We start from the raw sequence: 16064 nt of genomic DNA, 5'->3' as shown, positions 1-16064 counted from the left end.
CCCCCCGGCGGGGGTTCCAAGGGGGCAGCGCCCCCTTGGCCTTGCCACCCCACGCACGGCGGGGTGGGTTACGGGCCGAAGCCACGGCGGGCCAGGTAGCCTTGGTGGTAGTCTTCGGCTTTGGTGTAGTTGCGGGGGTCTTCGATGGTGGTGGCCAGGGGGCGGCGCAGCAGGTCGCCGAAGGCGGTTCCCTTGCGGGTATTCCTGTGTTCCTCGATGGCCGACTGGGCGGCGCTCAGTTGTTCGCCATCAAGCGGGAAGATGACCGAGCGGTACTGGGTGCCGACGTCCGGCCCCTGGCGGTTGACCTGGGTCGGGTCGTGGCATTCGAAGAAGGTGGCCAGCAGGTCGGCGTAGGTGATGCGCTCGGGATCGTAGATCACGCGCACCACTTCGGCGTGTCCGGTGCGGCCGGTGCAGACTTCTTCGTAGGAAACCCCGGCCGGGTCGCCGCCGCAGTAGCCCACTTCGGCGTCGAGCACGCCGTCCAGGCGGCGGAAGGCGACCTCCACGCCCCAGAAGCAGCCGGCCCCGAAAATCGCGTCCTTGCTTGGCATGGGTCCTTCGTCCGCATCAGTGGCTTGTCGGGTGGAGGGCTGAGGTGGGCGGCGTGGTGGGCCGGGTCAAGGGGCGGCTTGTCCGATTCGCCGATAAGTGGGAAACTCGATGGTGGAGGACCGCTTTGGTCAGCTTGGCCGCAGTCGTGGTCCGAACCGCCGGAGCCCTTGCCCCATGCCGCATCACCGGGTTGTCATTCCCGTGCTGGCTGTTTTGGCCGCCTGCCTTGCCGGCTGCGGCGAGGAGCCGCCCATGGAGCCCGGTTTGTGCCAGTTCGCCACCCACGAATTGCTGGGCAAGGCGCGCGACATCACCGTGACCAGCCAGTCCATGCGCCGCGAGCCGGAAGGGCAGATCGAGCATGTCACCATCGATCTGGGCTTCGACTTCGCGGACGGCACCAGCGGCAAGAGCCGCTGCGATTTCGTCACCCGCGAGGGGATCAGCCGGCTGACCGGCCTGCACATCGAGACCCCGCGCCTGGGCAGCCGCGACCTGGAAGGCAATGGCCTGAAGCTGCTGCAAACCCTGGTCTCCCGCGAATCCTGGCGGCGCAGCATGCAATAGGGTTGGCCGCGTCCCTCACAACCTGGGAAAGCCGGGGCCGCCGCCTTCGGGGTAGATGCCGCCCGGGGTGGCCGGAGCGATGTGGATTCCCTTGTCGGCCTCGGCCGGGCGGGGGATCGAGTCCAGCGACGGCGCCTGCGGGAAAGCCGGCGACGGCAGGATGCTCGGGGCCACATTCGGCGAGACGACCGGCGCCGTCGGAACAGGGCTGGCCGGGGTCAGGTGCCCGGCTTCCTCGGCCAGACGGCGGCGGGCCCGGGCCTTCAGGGCGTCGGCCGGGGTGGCATGAACCGCCTCGGCCTGCCCGATGCAGGCGAAGTAGGCCCGATGCGGCGCCCGCACGCTGCACTGATAGCGGTTCTGACCGACGAAACGGGCGCTGCGGCCGGTGCGGGCGCAGGCCTCGTCGGCCATCGCCTTCAGGGCCTCGGGCGTGGTGCCGGAGGCGTTGTAGCACAGGGCGATCAGGTCGGGCGTCGAGGTGCCGACCATGCTCACCTCGCCGGCCTCGCGGCGGATGTCCTCGTAGGGACCGCCACAGGCCGCGAGCAGGCCGCTCAGGGCCAGCGTGATGGCCACCGCCTTGGCCACCGCCTTGGGGTCCGGGAGTTTCATTGCCGGTCGGGCTCCGCTTGTCGGTCGGGCTGCTGTCCTTCACCAATACCCGGTGGCACCGCCCGGGTGAAGGGCGCGACCTTCATCGGGCCGAACTTTTTGCGCGTTGAGCCCGGGCCACGGCCAAGTTATGGTGCCTTCCCGCAATGCCTTGCCCCACCCGCGCTTCATCAGGGAGCCCGTCCGCCATGGCCGACACCTACCGGCTGGTCACCCGCAGTGATTTCGATGGTCTGGTCTGCGCCATGCTCCTCAAGGAGCTCGGCATGGTGGACGACATCACCTTCGTCCACCCGAAAGACATGCAGGACGGCAAGATCGAGATCACCGGCCGCGACATCACCACCAACCTGCCCTATGTGGACGGGGTCCATCTGGCCTTCGACCACCACCTGTCGGAAACCCTGCGCGTCGGCAAGAAAGAGAACCACATCATCGACCCCGAGGCCCCCTCGGCGGCGCGCGTGGTCTACGACCACTACGGCGGGGCCAAGGCCTTCCCGCGCATCTCCGACGACCTGATGGCGGCGGTCGACAAGGGCGATTCGGCCGACTTCACCGAGGAGGAGGTGCTCTACCCCAAGGGCTGGAACCTGCTCAACTTCCTGATGGACGCCCGCACCGGACTGGGACGCTTCCGCACCTTCCGCATTTCCAACTATCAGCTGATGATGCAGCTGATCGACTACTGCCTGGCCCACCCGGTGGAGGAAGTGCTGGCCCTGCCCGACGTCAAGGAGCGGGTCGATCTGTATTTCGAGCACGAGCCCCGGTTCAAGGAGCAGATCAAGCGCTGCGCCACGGTGCACCGCAATCTGGTGGTGCTCGACCTCAGGCACGAGGAACACATCTGGGCCGGCAACCGCTTCGTCATCTATGCCCTGTATCCGGAGTGCAACATCTCGATCCACCAGATGTGGGGCTTCCAGAAGCAGAACACCGTGTTCGCCATCGGCAAGTCGATCTTCAACCGCTCGAGCAACACCAACATCGGCGCCCTGTGCCTGGAGTTCGGCGGTGGCGGCCACACCGCCGCCGGCACCTGCCAGGTCGAGAACCAGCGCGCCGACGCCGCGCTGGAACAGTTGGTCAAGCGGATCACCGCCGACGGCTGATGTCCGACGGTCCGCTCGCCCTCTATCGCGCCCGCCTCGCCCAGGGCGCCCTGGCCGCCGACCCGGGGCAGGCCTTGGCGGTGGAAAAGCTGCAAAGCCTGCACAAGGCACTGGCCGGCTACCGGCCCTCCAGCGGCCGGGCCGGCTGGCTGGCCCGCTTCGGCATGGGCCGGCGCGAGGGCGAGGCGGCGCCGCTGGGCCTTTACCTTTACGGCCCGGTGGGGCGCGGCAAGTCGATGCTGATGGACCTCTTTTTCGAGGCCGCCACCATCCCCGGCAAGCGCCGCATCCACTTCCAGAGCTTCATGACCGACGTCCACGCCCGGGTCCATGCCTGGCGCGCCTCCGGCAAGCCGGTCGATCCCCTGCCCCGGCTGGCCCGCGAGGTGGCGGAAGAAGCCTGGCTGTTGTGCCTCGATGAGCTGGAGATCCGCGACATCGCCGACGCCATGATCGTCGGCCGGCTGTTCGAGCAACTGATCGCCTGTGGCGTGGTGGTGGTGACCACCGCCAACCGGGCCCCCGACGACCTCTACAAGGACGGCCTGCAGCGCGACCGCTTCCTGCCCTTCATCAAGCTGATCAAGGACAACCTGGACCTTCTGGCGCTGTCCGGCGGGCCGGACCATCGCCTGGGCCGGCTGGCCGGGGCGCGGGTCTATCTGGTGCCGGCCGACGACACCGCCGACGCCGAGTTGTCCGACGCCTTCCGCCGCCTGTCGCGCGGCGCCAAGGTGGTGGCCGAGCAGGTCGAGGTGGCCGGGCGTGCCGTGCCGGTGCCGCGCGCCGCCGGCGGGGTGGCCCGCTTCAGCTTCGCCGAGTTGTGCCAGCGGCCGCTGGGGCCGGCCGACTATCATGCCCTGGCCCATCGCTATCACAGCCTGGTGGTCGACGGCATTCCCCGCCTGGGGGCGGCCCAGGCCGACGCGGCGCGGCGCTTCGTGACCCTGATCGACGCCCTTTACGAACACCGCGTGGTGCTGCTCTGCTCGGCCGCCGCGCCGCCCCAGGAGCTGTATGCCGAGGGCGACGGGGTGTTCGAGTTCGCGCGCACGGTCAGCCGCCTGATGGAGATGCAGTCGCGCGACTATCTGGCCTCGACCCATCTGGTTGACGAGGAGGGCCCGTGAACGACCCCGACGCCCCTTCCGACCGCGACGACGACACCGCTCGGGAGAGCGAGACGCCGCGCGACCCGGTGGCCGGCGCCCTGCTGGTCATCGGCGACTGCCGGGCCTGGCCCCAGGTGCGGGCCCGCCTGGACGAGCACGGCCTGAGCGAAGCCCTGGGTCCCGACGGGCTGCTTCGGGTGATGGCCGCGTGGCAGGCCGAGCGGGCCGGCGCGCTGTCCGACGCGGAGCTGACCGCCGAGCTGCGCCACTGGGCCGAGGGCGGCACCTACCAGAGCCATCTGGGCGGCTTCAACGCCCTGTCGCCGGAAACCCTGCTCGACGAGGCGCGCCGCCGGGGCTGGTTCGTCCAGTCCCTGCCCGGCGGGCGCGGCGTGGTCACCCCGCCGACCGGCAAGCCGCTGGTGCTGCCAGAGACACCCTCCTGACCTCCAGCCGAAGGCCCCACCCCGTGCCCGATTCCCGGAAGACCTACACCGCCGCCAACCGCGCCGCCTGGAACGCCTCGGCCCCCCTGCACGCCAGCGGGCCGGCCTGGGAGGCCTTGCTGGCGGCGGCCGGCCGGCCCGGCTTCTCGGTGCTCGACGAAACCCTGAGCGCCACCCTGCGGGCCCTTGGCATGGACGGCCGGCGGGCCGTGCAGGTGGGCTGCAACAATGCCCGCGAGCTGTTGTCCCTGGCCGCCCTCGGGGCGCGCCCCGAGCTGGGCATCGACCAGTCGGCCGGCTTCCTCGCCCAGGCCCGCCAACTGGCCGAGGCGGCCGGCCTGTCGCCCCGTCTGCTGGAGGCCGACGTCTATGACCTGCCGGCCGACCTGGGCCACTTCGACCTGGTGCTGGTCACCATCGGGGTGCTCAGCTGGATGCCCGACCTGCCGGCCTTCTTCCGCATCCTGCACGGCCTGATGGCGCCCGGCGCCGCCCTGGTCATCTACGAGACGCACCCCTTCCTCGAGGTCTTCGACCCGGCCGCCGAGCGCCCGCACGAGCCGGCCTTCAGCTACTTCGAGCGCACCCCGCAGACGGTCAACCAAACCCTGACCTATGACGGCATCGACCATGGCCCGGGCGAGACCGGCTACTGGTTCGTGTATGGCCTGGGCGACATCGTCTCGGCCTGCGCCGGGGCCGGGCTGTGGATCGAGCGCCTGGACGAGTATCCGCACACCATCCGCGAGCCCGAGTACGACATCTATGACGGGCGGACGGCCCAGCTTCCGATGAGCTATTGCCTGATCGCCCGACACCGCTGAGAGGCCGCCGGCGCCCCCGCCCGGCGATGCGCGAAGGAATGCTTGAGGCCTGGATGACCTTGCCCCGGGGTCGGAATCGCGCTACCACGGGCCGGATCACGGCAACTGTCTTTCCCGGGGGCGGGGCGGCTGCCGCGCGTTGACGCGCCAGCCCTGCCCGAACCGTCAAAACCCATGAGCGAAGGGGCAAACATGGCGCGCAACAAGATTGCACTGGTCGGAGCCGGCAACATCGGCGGCACCCTGGCCCACCTGATCGGGCTGAAGGAACTGGGCGATGTGGTCCTGTTCGACATCGCCGAGGGCACTCCCCAGGGCAAGGCGCTGGACATCGCCCAGTCGGCCCCGGTCGAGGGGATCGATGCCCGCTTTTCCGGCACCAACGAGTACGGCCCGCTCGAGGGGGCCGATGTGGTCATCGTCACCGCCGGCGTGCCGCGCAAGCCGGGGATGAGCCGCGACGACCTGATCGGCATCAACGCCGGGGTCATGCGTCAGGTCGGCGAGGGCATCAAGGCCAACTGCCCCGACGCCTTCGTGATCTGCATCACCAACCCGCTGGACGCCATGGTGTGGGCCCTGCGCGAGGTTGCCGGGCTGCCCCACGAGAAGGTGGTGGGCATGGCCGGGGTGCTGGACTCGGCCCGCTTCCGCCACTTCCTGGCCGAGGAGTTCAAGGTCTCGGTGGAGGACGTCAGCGCCTTCGTGCTGGGCGGCCACGGCGACACCATGGTGCCGCTGCTGCGCTATTCCACCGTCGCCGGCATCCCGGTGCCCGATCTGGTCAAGAAGGGCTGGTCGACGCCGGAGCGCCTGGAGCAGATCGTCCAGCGCACCCGCGACGGCGGGGCCGAGATCGTCGGCCTGCTGAAGACCGGCTCGGCCTTCTACGCCCCGGCCGCCTCGGCGGTGGCGATGGCCGAAAGCTACCTCAAGGACAAGAAGCGGGTGCTGCCCTGCGCCGCCTGGTGCGACGGGGTCTATGGCCTGGACGGGATGTATGTGGGCGTGCCGACGGTGATCGGCGCCGGCGGTGTCGAGCGGATCGTCGAGATCGACCTCGACGCGGGCGAACAGGCCGCCTTCGAGGCCTCGGCCGGCGCGGTCAAGTCGCTGATCGAGGCGACCAAGGCCCAGATGGCCAAGGCCGGCTAGGCCCTTCCGGACTTTCTCCAGCCCCCTGGCCCCGATGACGGGCCGGGGGGCTTCCTCTATCGTCTGCCAGGGATCCCTGACATGAACATCCATGAATACCAGGCCAAGGAGCTGTTGAAGGCCCACGGCGTGCCGGTCCTCGACGGCGGCGTGGCCTACACGCCGGACGAGGCGGTGCGCGTCGCCGAACGCCTTGAGACGCCGGTCTTTGTCGTCAAGAGCCAGATCCACGCCGGCGGCCGCGGCAAGGGCCACTTCAAGGAGCCGGAAGCCGGCGACAAGGGCGGCGTGCGGGTCGTCAAGTCGCTGGACGAGGTGCGCGAGAACACCGAGCACATGCTGGGCCGCACCCTGGTCACCCACCAGACCGGGCCCGAGGGCCGCGAGGTCAAGCGGGTCTACGTGGAAAGCGGCTGCAACATCGCCCGCGAGCTGTACCTGTCGATGCTGATCGACCGCGCCACCTCGCGGGTCACCATCATGGCCTCGACCGAGGGCGGCATGGACATCGAGGAAGTGGCCGCCAGGACGCCGGAGAAGATCGTCTTCGAAAGCCTCGACCCGGTGGTGGGCCTGAGCCCCTACAGCGCCCGCAAGATCGCCTTCGCCCTGAAGCTCGAGGGCGGTCAGGTCAGCGCCTGCGTGAAGCTTCTGATGTCGCTCTACAAGGCCTTCATGGCGACCGACGCCTCGATGGTCGAGATCAACCCGCTGGTGGTCACCGCCGACGGCGACCTTCTGCCGCTCGACGCCAAGATGAACTTCGATTCCAACGCCCTCTATCGCCAGCCGAAGATCGAATCGCTGCGCGACGAGGACGAGGAGGACCCGGCCGAGCTGGAAGCCCAACGCCACAGCCTGAACTACATCAAGCTGGATGGCACCATCGGCTGCATGGTCAACGGCGCCGGGCTGGCCATGGCGACCATGGACATCATCAAGCTGTATGGTGGCGAGCCGGCCAACTTCCTCGACGTCGGCGGCGGCGCCACCCGCGAGCGGGTGACCACGGCCTTCAAGATCATCCTTTCGGACCCCTCCGTGGAGGGCATCCTGGTCAACATCTTCGGCGGCATCATGCGCTGCGACGTGATCGCCGAGGGCGTCGTGGCGGCGGCCCGCGAGGTCAGCCTGAACGTGCCCCTGGTGGTCCGCCTGGAAGGCACCAACGTCGACCTGGGCAAGAAGATCATGGCCGAGAGCGGCCTGCCCATCATTTCCGCCGACAACCTCGCCGACGCCGCCGAGAAGGTGGTCAAGGCCGTCAAGGAGGCCCAGTAACCATGGCCGTGCTCGTCAACCAGGACACCCGGGTCATCTGCCAGGGCTTCACCGGCTCGCAGGGGACCTTCCACTCCGAACAGGCGATCGCCTACGGCACGCGGATGGTCGGCGGCGTCACCCCGGGCAAGGGGGGCACCACCCACCTTGACCTGCCGGTGTTCGACACCGTCGCCCAGGCACGCGCCGAGACCGGCTGCAACGCCACCGTGATCTACGTGCCGCCGCCGTTCGCCGCCGACGCCATCCTGGAGGCCATCGACGCCGGCATCGAGCTGGCCGTGTGCATCACCGAGGGAATCCCGGTGCTCGACATGGTCAAGGTCAAGCGCGCCCTGGCCGGCTCGGCGACCCGCCTGATCGGCCCCAACTGCCCCGGCGTCATCACCCCCGGCGAGTGCAAGATCGGCATCATGCCGGGCCACATCCACCAGCGCGGCCGCATCGGCATCGTCAGCCGCTCGGGCACCCTGACCTACGAGGCGGTGGCCCAGACCACCGCCGCCGGCCTGGGGCAGACCACCTGCATCGGCATCGGTGGCGACCCGGTCAACGGCACCAATTTCATCGACTGCCTGGAGATGTTCCTGGCCGACGATGAGACCGACGGCATCATCATGATCGGCGAGATCGGCGGCACCGCCGAGGAAGAGGCCGCCCAGTTCCTGAAGGACTCGCCGGTGAAAAAGCCGGTGGTCGGCTTCATCGCCGGGGTCACCGCCCCGCCGGGCAAGCGGATGGGCCACGCCGGAGCCATCATCAGCGGCGGTCAGGGCACCGCCGAGGCCAAGATGGCGGCCATGCGCGCGGCCGGCATCACGGTCGCCGACAGCCCGGCCGCCCTGGGCAGCACCATGCAGAAGGTGCTGGGCTGAGCGTTGCGCTCCCGGCTGGCGGCGCGCGGCGCCAGCCGGAGCCTTTCCAGGCCTTTTCAACCCGGGGTGGGGTCCCTACATCATTTTGATCCCTCCCCGGGCGACGGCGGCGGCGTTGCCCGCGCCCGGCCCGCCACGCCTTCGGACCTCAAAGGACACCATGGACGCGGCCCTCGACTCCCTGCTCTCCGGTCCCAACGCGATCTACATCGCCGAACTCTATGAACGCTGGCAGGCCGATCCCCGGTCGGTGGACGACCGCTGGGCCGCTTTCTTCGACGACCTGAAAGGCGAACCGCCCGGCGGCGCCGAGTTGCACGGCCCCAGTTGGCGCGGCCGCGACCTCAAGGTGGTCGGCGGCGAGGATCCGGACGGCCCGACCAGCCGGCCGGCCGACAGCGGCCGCCGGGCCGCCGACGGCGAGCGCCTGAGCCCCCAGGAGGCGCGCCAGCGGACGCTCGATTCCATCCGCGCCCTGATGATGATCCGCGCCTACCGGGTGCGCGGCCATCTGCACGCCAAGCTGGACCCCCTGGGCATCCAGCACTACGGCGAACACAGCGAGCTCGACTATCGCTCCTACGGCTTCACCGAGGCCGACCTCGACCGCGAGATCTTCATCGACCACGTGCTGGGCCTGGAGCAGGCGCCGCTCCGGCAGATCGTCGAGGTGGTGCGCGACACCTACTGCGGCACCATCGGTGTCGAGTTCATGCACATCCAGTACCCGGAGCAGAAGGCCTGGATCCAACAGCGCATCGAGGGCATCCGCAACCAGACCGACTTCACCCCCGAGGGCAAGCGGGCCATCCTCGAGCGGCTGATCGAGGCCGAGGATTTCGAGACCTTCCTGGGCCGGAAGTACACCGGCACCAAGCGCTTCGGCCTGGAAGGCGGCGAGGCCCTGCTGGCCGCCGTCGAGCAGATCCTGAAGCGCGGCGGGCAACTGGGCCTGTCCGACGTGGTCATCGGCATGGCCCACCGCGGCCGGCTGAACATGCTGGCCAACGTCATGCACAAGCCGTTCCAGGCGATCTTCTCCGAGTTCGAGGGCAACACCTCCTCGCCGGACGACGTGCAGGGCTCGGGCGACGTCAAGTACCACCTGGGCACCTCGGCCGACCGCACCTTCGACGACAAGACCATCCACCTGTCGCTGGTCGCCAATCCGTCGCACCTCGAGGTGGTCGACCCGGTGGTGCTGGGCAAGGTGCGGGCCAAGCAGATGCAGCTCGTCCCCAAAGCCGAGCGCTGGCGCATCGGCGACCCGGAGCGCCGCTCGGTGCTCGGCCTGCTTTTGCACGGCGACGCCGCCTTCGCCGGCCAGGGCATCGTCGCCGAGTGTTTCGGCTTCTCGCAGACCCTGGGCTACCGTACCGGCGGCACCATCCATTTCATCATCAACAACCAGATCGGCTTCACCACCAGCCCGCGCCACGCCCGCTCCGGCACCTATGCCTCGGACATGGCCAAGGTGATCCAGGCGCCGATCCTGCACGTCAACGGCGACGACGCGGAGGCGGTGGTCCACGCGGCGCGCATCGCCATCGAGTTCCGCCAGGAATTCCAGTCCGACGTGGTCATCGACATGGTCTGCTACCGCCGCCAGGGCCACAACGAAAGCGACGAGCCGGCCTTCACCCAGCCGATCATGTACAAAAGCATCGCCAACCACCCGACCACCCGGCACATCTACGCCCGCCGGCTGATCGAGGAGGGCGCCCTGTCGGAAGACGAGGTCGAGGCCATGGCCCAGTCCTTCCACGACAAGCTGGAGGCCGCCTTCAAGGCCACCGCCAGCTACAAGCCCAACCGGGGCGAATGGCTGCAGGGCATGTGGCAGGGCTACAAGGCGGCCATGGGCGAGGAGGAATACCGCCAGGAGCCGACCCGGGTCGACGCCGACACCCTGCGCCGGGTCGGCAAGGTGTTGACCACGCCGCCCGAGGGCTTCGACCTCAACCGCAAGATCGTCCGCCAGTTGAAGGCCAAGGCGGCCATGTTCGACAGCGGCGAGGGCTTCGACTGGGCGACCGGCGAGGCGATGGCCCTGGGCACCCTGCTGCGCGAGGGCCATCCGGTGCGCCTGTCCGGGCAGGACGTGGGCCGGGGCACCTTCAGCCAGCGCCACGCCGTGCTGGTCGACCAAACCACCGAGGAACGCTTCCGCCCGCTCAACACCCTGAGTTCCGATCAGGCGGTGTTCGAGGTCCACGACAGCCCGCTGTCGGAGGTCTCCATCCTCGGCTTCGAGTACGGCTATTCGCTGCAGGACCCCGATGCCCTGGTCATGTGGGAGGCCCAGTTCGGCGACTTCGCCAACGGCGCCCAGGTCATCATCGACCAGTTCATCAGCGCCGCCGAAAGCAAGTGGCTGCGCATGTCGGGGCTGGTGCTGCTGCTGCCCCACGGCTACGAGGGCCAGGGGCCGGAACACTCCTCGGCCCGGCCGGAGCGTTTCCTTCAGTTGTGCGCCGAGGACAACATCCAGGTCTGCAACATCTCCACGCCGGCCAACTACTTCCACTTCCTGCGCCGGCAGGTGAAGCGCAACTACCGCAAGCCGGCCATCCTGATGTCGCCCAAGTCGCTGTTGCGCCACAAGCTGTGCGTCTCGACCCTGGCCGACTTCACCGACGCCGACTTCCAGCGCGCCATCCCCGAGGCCGACCCCCTGACCAAGGCGGACAAGGTGCGCCGCGTCGTGCTGTGCACCGGCAAGGTCTACTACGACCTCCTGGAAACCCGGCGCGCCAAGGAGCTGGACGACGTCGCCCTGATCCGGGTCGAGCAGTTCTACCCGTGGCCCAAGGACACCCTGATGAACCTCATCTCGGCCTATCCCAAGGCCGAGGTGGTGTGGTGCCAGGAGGAGCCGGCCAACATGGGCTACTGGACCTTCGTCGATCGCCGCCTGCAATACCTGCTGGAGGAGATAAACCACCCGCACCGCCAGGCCTTCTATGCCGGCCGGCGGGCCGCCGCCAGCCCGGCCACCGGCAGCTTCAAGACCCATCAGGCGGAGCAGGCCAAACTGGTCGGGGACGCCCTGACCACGCCGCTCGACAAGATTCCGCAGCCCTTCCACCGGGTCACCGAGCTGGCCCGCATCGGCCACTAGCCCCCTTTTCCAGCCCAGGACGAACGGACTTTCCCATGGCGATCGAGATCAAGGTTCCCCAGCTCGGCGAGTCGGTCAGCGAAGCGACCGTCGCCAAATGGTTCAAGCAGGCCGGCGAGGCGGTGGCCGCCGACGAGCCCATCGCCGAGCTGGAGACCGACAAGGTGACCGTGGAGGTGCCCGCCCCGGTGGCCGGCGTGCTTTCCGAGATCATCGCCGAGGAAGGGGCCGAGGTGGAGGTGGGCAGCCTGCTCGCCCGCCTGGAGGAAGGCGCCGAGGCCAGCCCCGGCGCCAAGGCGCCGGCCAAGGACGATGGCGCCAAATCCGAGCCCGCCAAATCCGCCCGGGCCGAGGACAAGGCCGCCGCGCCGGCCGACAGCGACCGCCGGCTGGCCCCGGCGGTGCGCAAGCTGGTCGAGGAGAACAGCCTCGATCCGGCGACCATCCCGGCCACCGGCAAGGATGGCCGGCTGACCAAGGAAGACGTGGTGCGCTACCTGAAGGGCGGCGCCCCGCCGGCTCCCGAGGCGCCCCAATCGGCGCCCAAGGCGGCCGAAAAGCCGGCCCCCCGCCCGACCCCGGCCAGCCCGGCGCGCGGTGGCGAGGAACGGGTCAAGATGAGCCGCCTTCGGCGCCGCGTCGCCGAGCGCCTGAAGGAGGCCCAGAACACCGCCGCCATGCTGACCACCTTCAACGAGGTGGACATGGGCGCCCTGATGGACCTGCGCGGCCGTTACAAGGACTCCTTCGAGAAGAAGCACGGCGTGCGCCTGGGCTTCATGTCCTTCTTCATCAAGGCCGCCGTGGCGGCGCTGAAGGACATCCCGGCGGTGAATGCCGAGATCGACGGCGACGAGATCGTCTACAAGAACCACTACGACATCTCGGTGGCGGTCGGCGGGCCCCAGGGGCTGGTGGTCCCGGTGCTGCGCGACGCCGACATGAAAAGCTATGCCGAGCTTGAGGCCGAGATCGCCGAGTTCGGCAGGAAGGCCCGCGAGGGGCGCCTGTCGATCGAGGAAATGACCGGCGGCACCTTCACCATCTCCAACGGCGGGGTCTACGGCTCACTGATGAGCACGCCCATCCTCAACCCGCCGCAGTCGGGCATTCTCGGCATGCACAAGGTGCAGCAGCGCCCGATGGTCATGCCGAACGGCGCCATCGAGGCCCGGCCGATGATGTATCTGGCCTTGAGCTACGACCACCGCATCGTCGACGGCAAGGAGGCGGTGACCTTCCTGGTCCGCATCAAGGAAGCCATCGAGGACCCGGCCCGTCTGATGATCGGCGTCTGAACACAGACCCCAAAGGAGTTCGCGATCCATGACCCACGATCTGGTCATCATCGGCGGCGGCCCGGGGGGCTACGTATGCGCCATCCGGGCGGCCCAGCTTGGCCTCAAGGTGGCCTGTGTGGAGCGCCGCCCGACCCTGGGCGGCACCTGCCTCAACGTCGGCTGCATTCCGTCCAAGGCGCTGCTGCAGTCCTCGCACCTCTACCACATGGCGGGCCACGGGATGGCCGAGCACGGCATCGACCTGGGCGCGCCCAAGCTCGATCTGGCCGCCATGATGGCGCGCAAGGACAAGGTGGTCGACGGCCTGACCAAGGGCATCGACCAGTTGTTCAAGAAGAACAAGGTCGAGCGCATCGCCGGCAGCGGCCGGCTGCTGGGCGGCGGCCGGGTCGAGGTGACGCCCGAGGAGGGCGAGTCGCACCAGCTCGAGGCCAAGCACATCGTCATCGCCACCGGCTCGGAGGTGACCCCGTTGCCGGGGGTGGAGATCGACGAAAAGACCATCGTCTCCTCCACCGGGGCGCTGGCCTTCGACAAGGTGCCGGGGCATCTGGTGGTGATCGGCGCCGGGGTCATCGGCCTTGAGCTGGGCTCGGTGTGGGCCCGCCTGGGGGCCGAGGTGACGGTGATCGAATACCTCGACCACGTGCTGCCGTTCATGGACGGCGAGGTCAGGAAGCAGGCCCAGCGCCTGCTCGCCCGCCAGGGCCTGACCTTCCGCCTGGGCCACAAGGTGACCGGCGCCAAGGTGAAGAAGGGCAAGGCCGAGCTGACCGTCGAGCCCTCGGCCGGCGGCGAGGCGGAAACCATCACCGCCGACAAGGTGCTGGTCGCCATCGGCCGGCGCCCGGTCACCGAGGGGCTCGATCTGGCCACCGCCGGGGTCAAGACCGACGAGCGCGGCTTCATCCAGGTTGACGACCACTTCGCCACCGCGACCCCTGGCATCCACGCCATCGGCGACGTCATCGGCGGCATGATGCTGGCCCACAAGGCGGAAGAGGAAGGGGTCGCCCTGGCCGAGCAACTGGCCGGGCAGGCCGGCCACGTGAACTACGAGGTGATCCCCTCGGTGGTCTACACCCACCCGGAGATCGCCGCCGTCGGCCAGACCGAGGAAATGCTGAAAAAGGCCGGGATCGCCTACAAGGCCGGCAAGGTGCCGTTCGCCGCCAACAGCCGGGCCCGCTGCAACGGCGATGCCGACGGCTTCGTCAAGCTGCTCGCCGACGCCGAGACGGACCGCCTGCTGGGTGCCCACATCATCGGCCCGGAAGCCGGCGACCTGCTCCAGGAAGTGGTCACCGCCATGGAGTTCTCCGCCTCGGCCGAGGACCTGGCCCGCACCTGCCACAGCCACCCGGCCCTGGGCGAAAGCCTGAAGGAAGCCGCCCTGGCCATCCACGGCCGCACCATCAACCTCTGAGCCTGGAGCGGGCACGGCAAAGGGGCGCTGCCCCTTTGATCCCCGCTGGGGAGGCCGGGAGGCCTCCCCAGACCCCACCATGAATCAAAACCCCACCCAGGGGGCTTGCCCCCCTGGGTGGGGTTTTAAGTCACGGCGGGGGTCCGGGGGGGCCCCTGGTCCCCCCGGCGGGGGTCAAGGGGGAGCGCCCCCTTGCTGTTCCCGCCCCAGCCCAGAGCCTTTGCGGGGCGGCGGGGGATGGTGTATCAGGTGCTTTCTCCCCGCAGCGTCGTTCCGAGGCCTCGTCGTCCATGTCCCAGTCCGTTCCCGAGTATGTGCGTGACGCACATGCCATCTACCGTGAATCCTTCGCCATCATCCGCTCCGAAGCCGACCTGTCGCGCGTGCCAGCCGACCTGGAGCCCCTGGCGGTGCGGGTGGCCCATGCCTGCGGCATGCCCGATGTGATCGACGACCTGATGTTCTCGGCCGACGCCGGCAGTGCCGGCAAGGCGGCGGTGGAAGCCGGGGCGCCCTTCCTGTGCGACTGCCGGATGGTCGCTGATGGCGTCACCCGGGCCCGCTTCGCCAAGCAGAACCCGGTGCTGTGCACCCTTTATGACGACGGCGTGCCGGAACTAGCGAAAGAGATGGGCACCACCCGCTCGGCGGCGGCGCTGGAACTGTGGCGGCCCCACCTGGAAGGCGCCATCGTGGCCATCGGCAACGCCCCCACCGCGCTGTTCCGGCTTCTGGAGATGCTCGATGCCGGCGCCCCCCGCCCGGCCCTGATCCTGGGCTTTCCGGTCGGTTTCGTGGGCGCGGCGGAAAGCAAGCAGGCGCTGGCCGAAGACAGCCGCGGCGTGCCCTTCGTGGCGGTGCGCGGCCGTCGCGGCGGCAGCGCCATGGCGGCGGCGGCGCTCAACGCGCTGGGCGCGGAGCGTCACTGAATGGCCGCCAAGGGACGTTTGTTCGGCCTGGGCGTCGGCCCGGGCGATCCGGAACTGCTGACCCTGAAGGCGGTGCGCCTTCTGAAGTCGGCCCGCGTGGTGGCCTATCCGGCGGCCAAGGGGCGCAAGGGCAACGCCCTGAGCATCGTCGAGGGGTTCCTGGGCGATGACCAGTTGCGCCTCGCCCTGATCTATCCCGTTACCACCGAGGTGCTGCCGCCGCCGCTGTCCTACGAGACGGTGATCCGCGACTTCTACGACGACGCCGCCGGACAGGTGGCGACCCACCTGGAAGCCGGGCGCGACGTCGCCGTGGTCTGCGAGGGCGACCCCTTCTTCTACGGCTCGTTCATGTACCTGCACGACCGTCTGGCCGGACGCTACCACACCGAGGTGGTGCCCGGGGTGCCCTCGATCATGGCCGGGGCGGCGGTGCTCGGGGCGCCGCTGGTCTACCGCAACCAGACCCTGTCGGTGATCTCCGGCGTGCTGCCGGAGGACGAGCTGGAACACCGGCTGGCCGGCTGCGAGGCGGCAGCGATCATGAAGCTGGGCACCAACTTCGCCAAGGTGCGCCGGGTGCTGGAGCGGCTCGGCCTGATGGACCGGGCGCTGTATGTGGAGCGCGCCACCATGGCCGCCCAACGCATCCTGCCGCTGGCCCAGGTGGCGCCCGAGGAGGTGCCCTACTTCTCGCTGATCCTCATCCCCGGGCCGCCCTGGCAGGAAGCGTGAGGGG

Annotated in this window: 15 protein-coding genes; 13 read left to right on the top strand and 2 right to left on the bottom strand. The window is 69.3% G+C overall.

What is annotated here, in order from left to right; translation table 11 throughout:
• Positions 1-68: 68 nt before the first annotated feature.
• Entirely contained in the window at positions 69-557 is a 489-nt protein-coding gene (msrA, locus tag BLR95_RS09080) for a peptide-methionine (S)-S-oxide reductase MsrA (protein WP_092618707.1), read from the bottom strand.
• A 175-nt stretch (positions 558-732) separates the two neighbouring features.
• Between msrA and BLR95_RS09075 the strand changes: the two genes are divergently transcribed.
• Positions 733-1125 carry a hypothetical protein gene (locus tag BLR95_RS09075; RefSeq protein ID WP_092618704.1) on the top strand — a complete coding sequence of 131 codons (393 nt, stop codon included), beginning with the start codon at positions 733-735 and terminating at the stop codon, positions 1123-1125.
• Positions 1126-1140: 15 nt separating this feature from the next.
• On the opposite strand, the gene BLR95_RS09070 is transcribed toward BLR95_RS09075, so the two are convergent.
• Complete coding sequence (locus BLR95_RS09070; protein ID WP_092618701.1) at positions 1141-1740, bottom strand: hypothetical protein; 600 nt, start codon at positions 1738-1740, stop codon at positions 1141-1143.
• 188 nt (positions 1741-1928) lie between these two features.
• On the opposite strand from BLR95_RS09070, the gene BLR95_RS09065 reads away from it, so the two are divergent.
• From BLR95_RS09065 to BLR95_RS09010, 12 genes are all read left to right on the top strand, one after another.
• Positions 1929-2855, top strand: a complete 927-nt coding sequence (locus BLR95_RS09065; protein WP_092618698.1) for an exopolyphosphatase — start codon at positions 1929-1931, stop codon at positions 2853-2855.
• Positions 2855-3985, top strand: a complete 1131-nt coding sequence (zapE, locus tag BLR95_RS09060) for a cell division protein ZapE (protein ID WP_092618695.1) — start codon at positions 2855-2857, stop codon at positions 3983-3985. Before BLR95_RS09065 ends, zapE begins: the two co-directional genes overlap by 1 nt.
• Positions 3982-4413 (top strand): hypothetical protein, encoded by a 432-nt coding sequence (locus tag BLR95_RS09055; RefSeq protein ID WP_092618692.1) that lies wholly within the window; start codon positions 3982-3984, stop codon positions 4411-4413. Before zapE ends, BLR95_RS09055 begins: the two co-directional genes overlap by 4 nt.
• Before the next feature lie 23 nt (positions 4414-4436).
• The gene (locus BLR95_RS09050) at positions 4437-5237 is read left to right on the top strand and encodes a class I SAM-dependent methyltransferase (protein WP_092618689.1); all 801 of its coding nucleotides are present in this window, start codon (positions 4437-4439) and stop codon (positions 5235-5237) included.
• Positions 5238-5429: 192 nt separating this feature from the next.
• Positions 5430-6392: a malate dehydrogenase gene (gene mdh / locus BLR95_RS09045; RefSeq protein ID WP_092618686.1), complete on the top strand. Its 963-nt coding sequence runs from the start codon at positions 5430-5432 to the stop codon at positions 6390-6392.
• Between the two features lie 81 nt (positions 6393-6473).
• Positions 6474-7673 (top strand): ADP-forming succinate--CoA ligase subunit beta, encoded by a 1200-nt coding sequence (gene sucC / locus BLR95_RS09040; RefSeq protein ID WP_092618683.1) that lies wholly within the window; start codon positions 6474-6476, stop codon positions 7671-7673.
• 2 nt (positions 7674-7675) lie between these two features.
• The gene (gene sucD, locus BLR95_RS09035; RefSeq protein WP_092618680.1) at positions 7676-8548 is read left to right on the top strand and encodes a succinate--CoA ligase subunit alpha; all 873 of its coding nucleotides are present in this window, start codon (positions 7676-7678) and stop codon (positions 8546-8548) included.
• Positions 8549-8708: 160 nt separating this feature from the next.
• Positions 8709-11669, top strand: coding sequence for a 2-oxoglutarate dehydrogenase E1 component (locus tag BLR95_RS09030; RefSeq protein ID WP_092618677.1), 2961 nt, complete (start codon positions 8709-8711; stop codon positions 11667-11669).
• A gap of 35 nt (positions 11670-11704) precedes the next feature.
• A complete protein-coding gene (odhB, locus tag BLR95_RS09025) occupies positions 11705-12967 on the top strand; it encodes a 2-oxoglutarate dehydrogenase complex dihydrolipoyllysine-residue succinyltransferase (protein WP_092618673.1) in 1263 nt (420 codons plus the stop codon).
• Positions 12968-12995: 28 nt separating this feature from the next.
• On the top strand, positions 12996-14396 hold the full coding sequence (lpdA, locus tag BLR95_RS09020) for a dihydrolipoyl dehydrogenase (protein ID WP_092618670.1): 1401 nt from the start codon (positions 12996-12998) through the stop codon (positions 14394-14396).
• Between the two features lie 290 nt (positions 14397-14686).
• Positions 14687-15325 (top strand): precorrin-8X methylmutase, encoded by a 639-nt coding sequence (locus BLR95_RS09015; RefSeq protein WP_092618667.1) that lies wholly within the window; start codon positions 14687-14689, stop codon positions 15323-15325.
• Positions 15326-16060 (top strand): precorrin-2 C(20)-methyltransferase, encoded by a 735-nt coding sequence (locus BLR95_RS09010; RefSeq protein WP_092618664.1) that lies wholly within the window; start codon positions 15326-15328, stop codon positions 16058-16060. It begins immediately after the preceding gene.
• The last annotated feature ends 4 nt before the right edge of the window (positions 16061-16064 follow it).

The sequence above is a fragment of the Roseospirillum parvum genome, from assembly GCF_900100455.1.
In the GTDB taxonomy this organism is placed as follows: domain Bacteria; phylum Pseudomonadota; class Alphaproteobacteria; order Rhodospirillales; family Rhodospirillaceae; genus Roseospirillum; species Roseospirillum parvum.
Note: the sequence above shows the minus strand (reverse complement) of the source record. Positions and strands in the feature narration are given on the sequence as shown.

What these genes read in the sequence shown, in the direction of transcription:
- msrA (WP_092618707.1), bottom strand. Translation starts at nt 557, where the DNA reads ATGCCAAGCAAGGACGCGATTTTCGGGGCCGGCTGCTTCTGGGGCGTG.
- BLR95_RS09075 (WP_092618704.1), top strand. Translation starts at nt 733, where the DNA reads ATGCCGCATCACCGGGTTGTCATTCCCGTGCTGGCTGTTTTGGCCGCC.
- BLR95_RS09070 (WP_092618701.1), bottom strand. Translation starts at nt 1,740, where the DNA reads ATGAAACTCCCGGACCCCAAGGCGGTGGCCAAGGCGGTGGCCATCACG.
- BLR95_RS09065 (WP_092618698.1), top strand. Translation starts at nt 1,929, where the DNA reads ATGGCCGACACCTACCGGCTGGTCACCCGCAGTGATTTCGATGGTCTG.
- zapE (WP_092618695.1), top strand. Translation starts at nt 2,855, where the DNA reads ATGTCCGACGGTCCGCTCGCCCTCTATCGCGCCCGCCTCGCCCAGGGC.
- mdh (WP_092618686.1), top strand. Translation starts at nt 5,430, where the DNA reads ATGGCGCGCAACAAGATTGCACTGGTCGGAGCCGGCAACATCGGCGGC.
- sucC (WP_092618683.1), top strand. Translation starts at nt 6,474, where the DNA reads ATGAACATCCATGAATACCAGGCCAAGGAGCTGTTGAAGGCCCACGGC.
- sucD (WP_092618680.1), top strand. Translation starts at nt 7,676, where the DNA reads ATGGCCGTGCTCGTCAACCAGGACACCCGGGTCATCTGCCAGGGCTTC.
- BLR95_RS09030 (WP_092618677.1), top strand. Translation starts at nt 8,709, where the DNA reads ATGGACGCGGCCCTCGACTCCCTGCTCTCCGGTCCCAACGCGATCTAC.
- odhB (WP_092618673.1), top strand. Translation starts at nt 11,705, where the DNA reads ATGGCGATCGAGATCAAGGTTCCCCAGCTCGGCGAGTCGGTCAGCGAA.
- lpdA (WP_092618670.1), top strand. Translation starts at nt 12,996, where the DNA reads ATGACCCACGATCTGGTCATCATCGGCGGCGGCCCGGGGGGCTACGTA.
- BLR95_RS09015 (WP_092618667.1), top strand. Translation starts at nt 14,687, where the DNA reads ATGTCCCAGTCCGTTCCCGAGTATGTGCGTGACGCACATGCCATCTAC.
- BLR95_RS09010 (WP_092618664.1), top strand. Translation starts at nt 15,326, where the DNA reads ATGGCCGCCAAGGGACGTTTGTTCGGCCTGGGCGTCGGCCCGGGCGAT.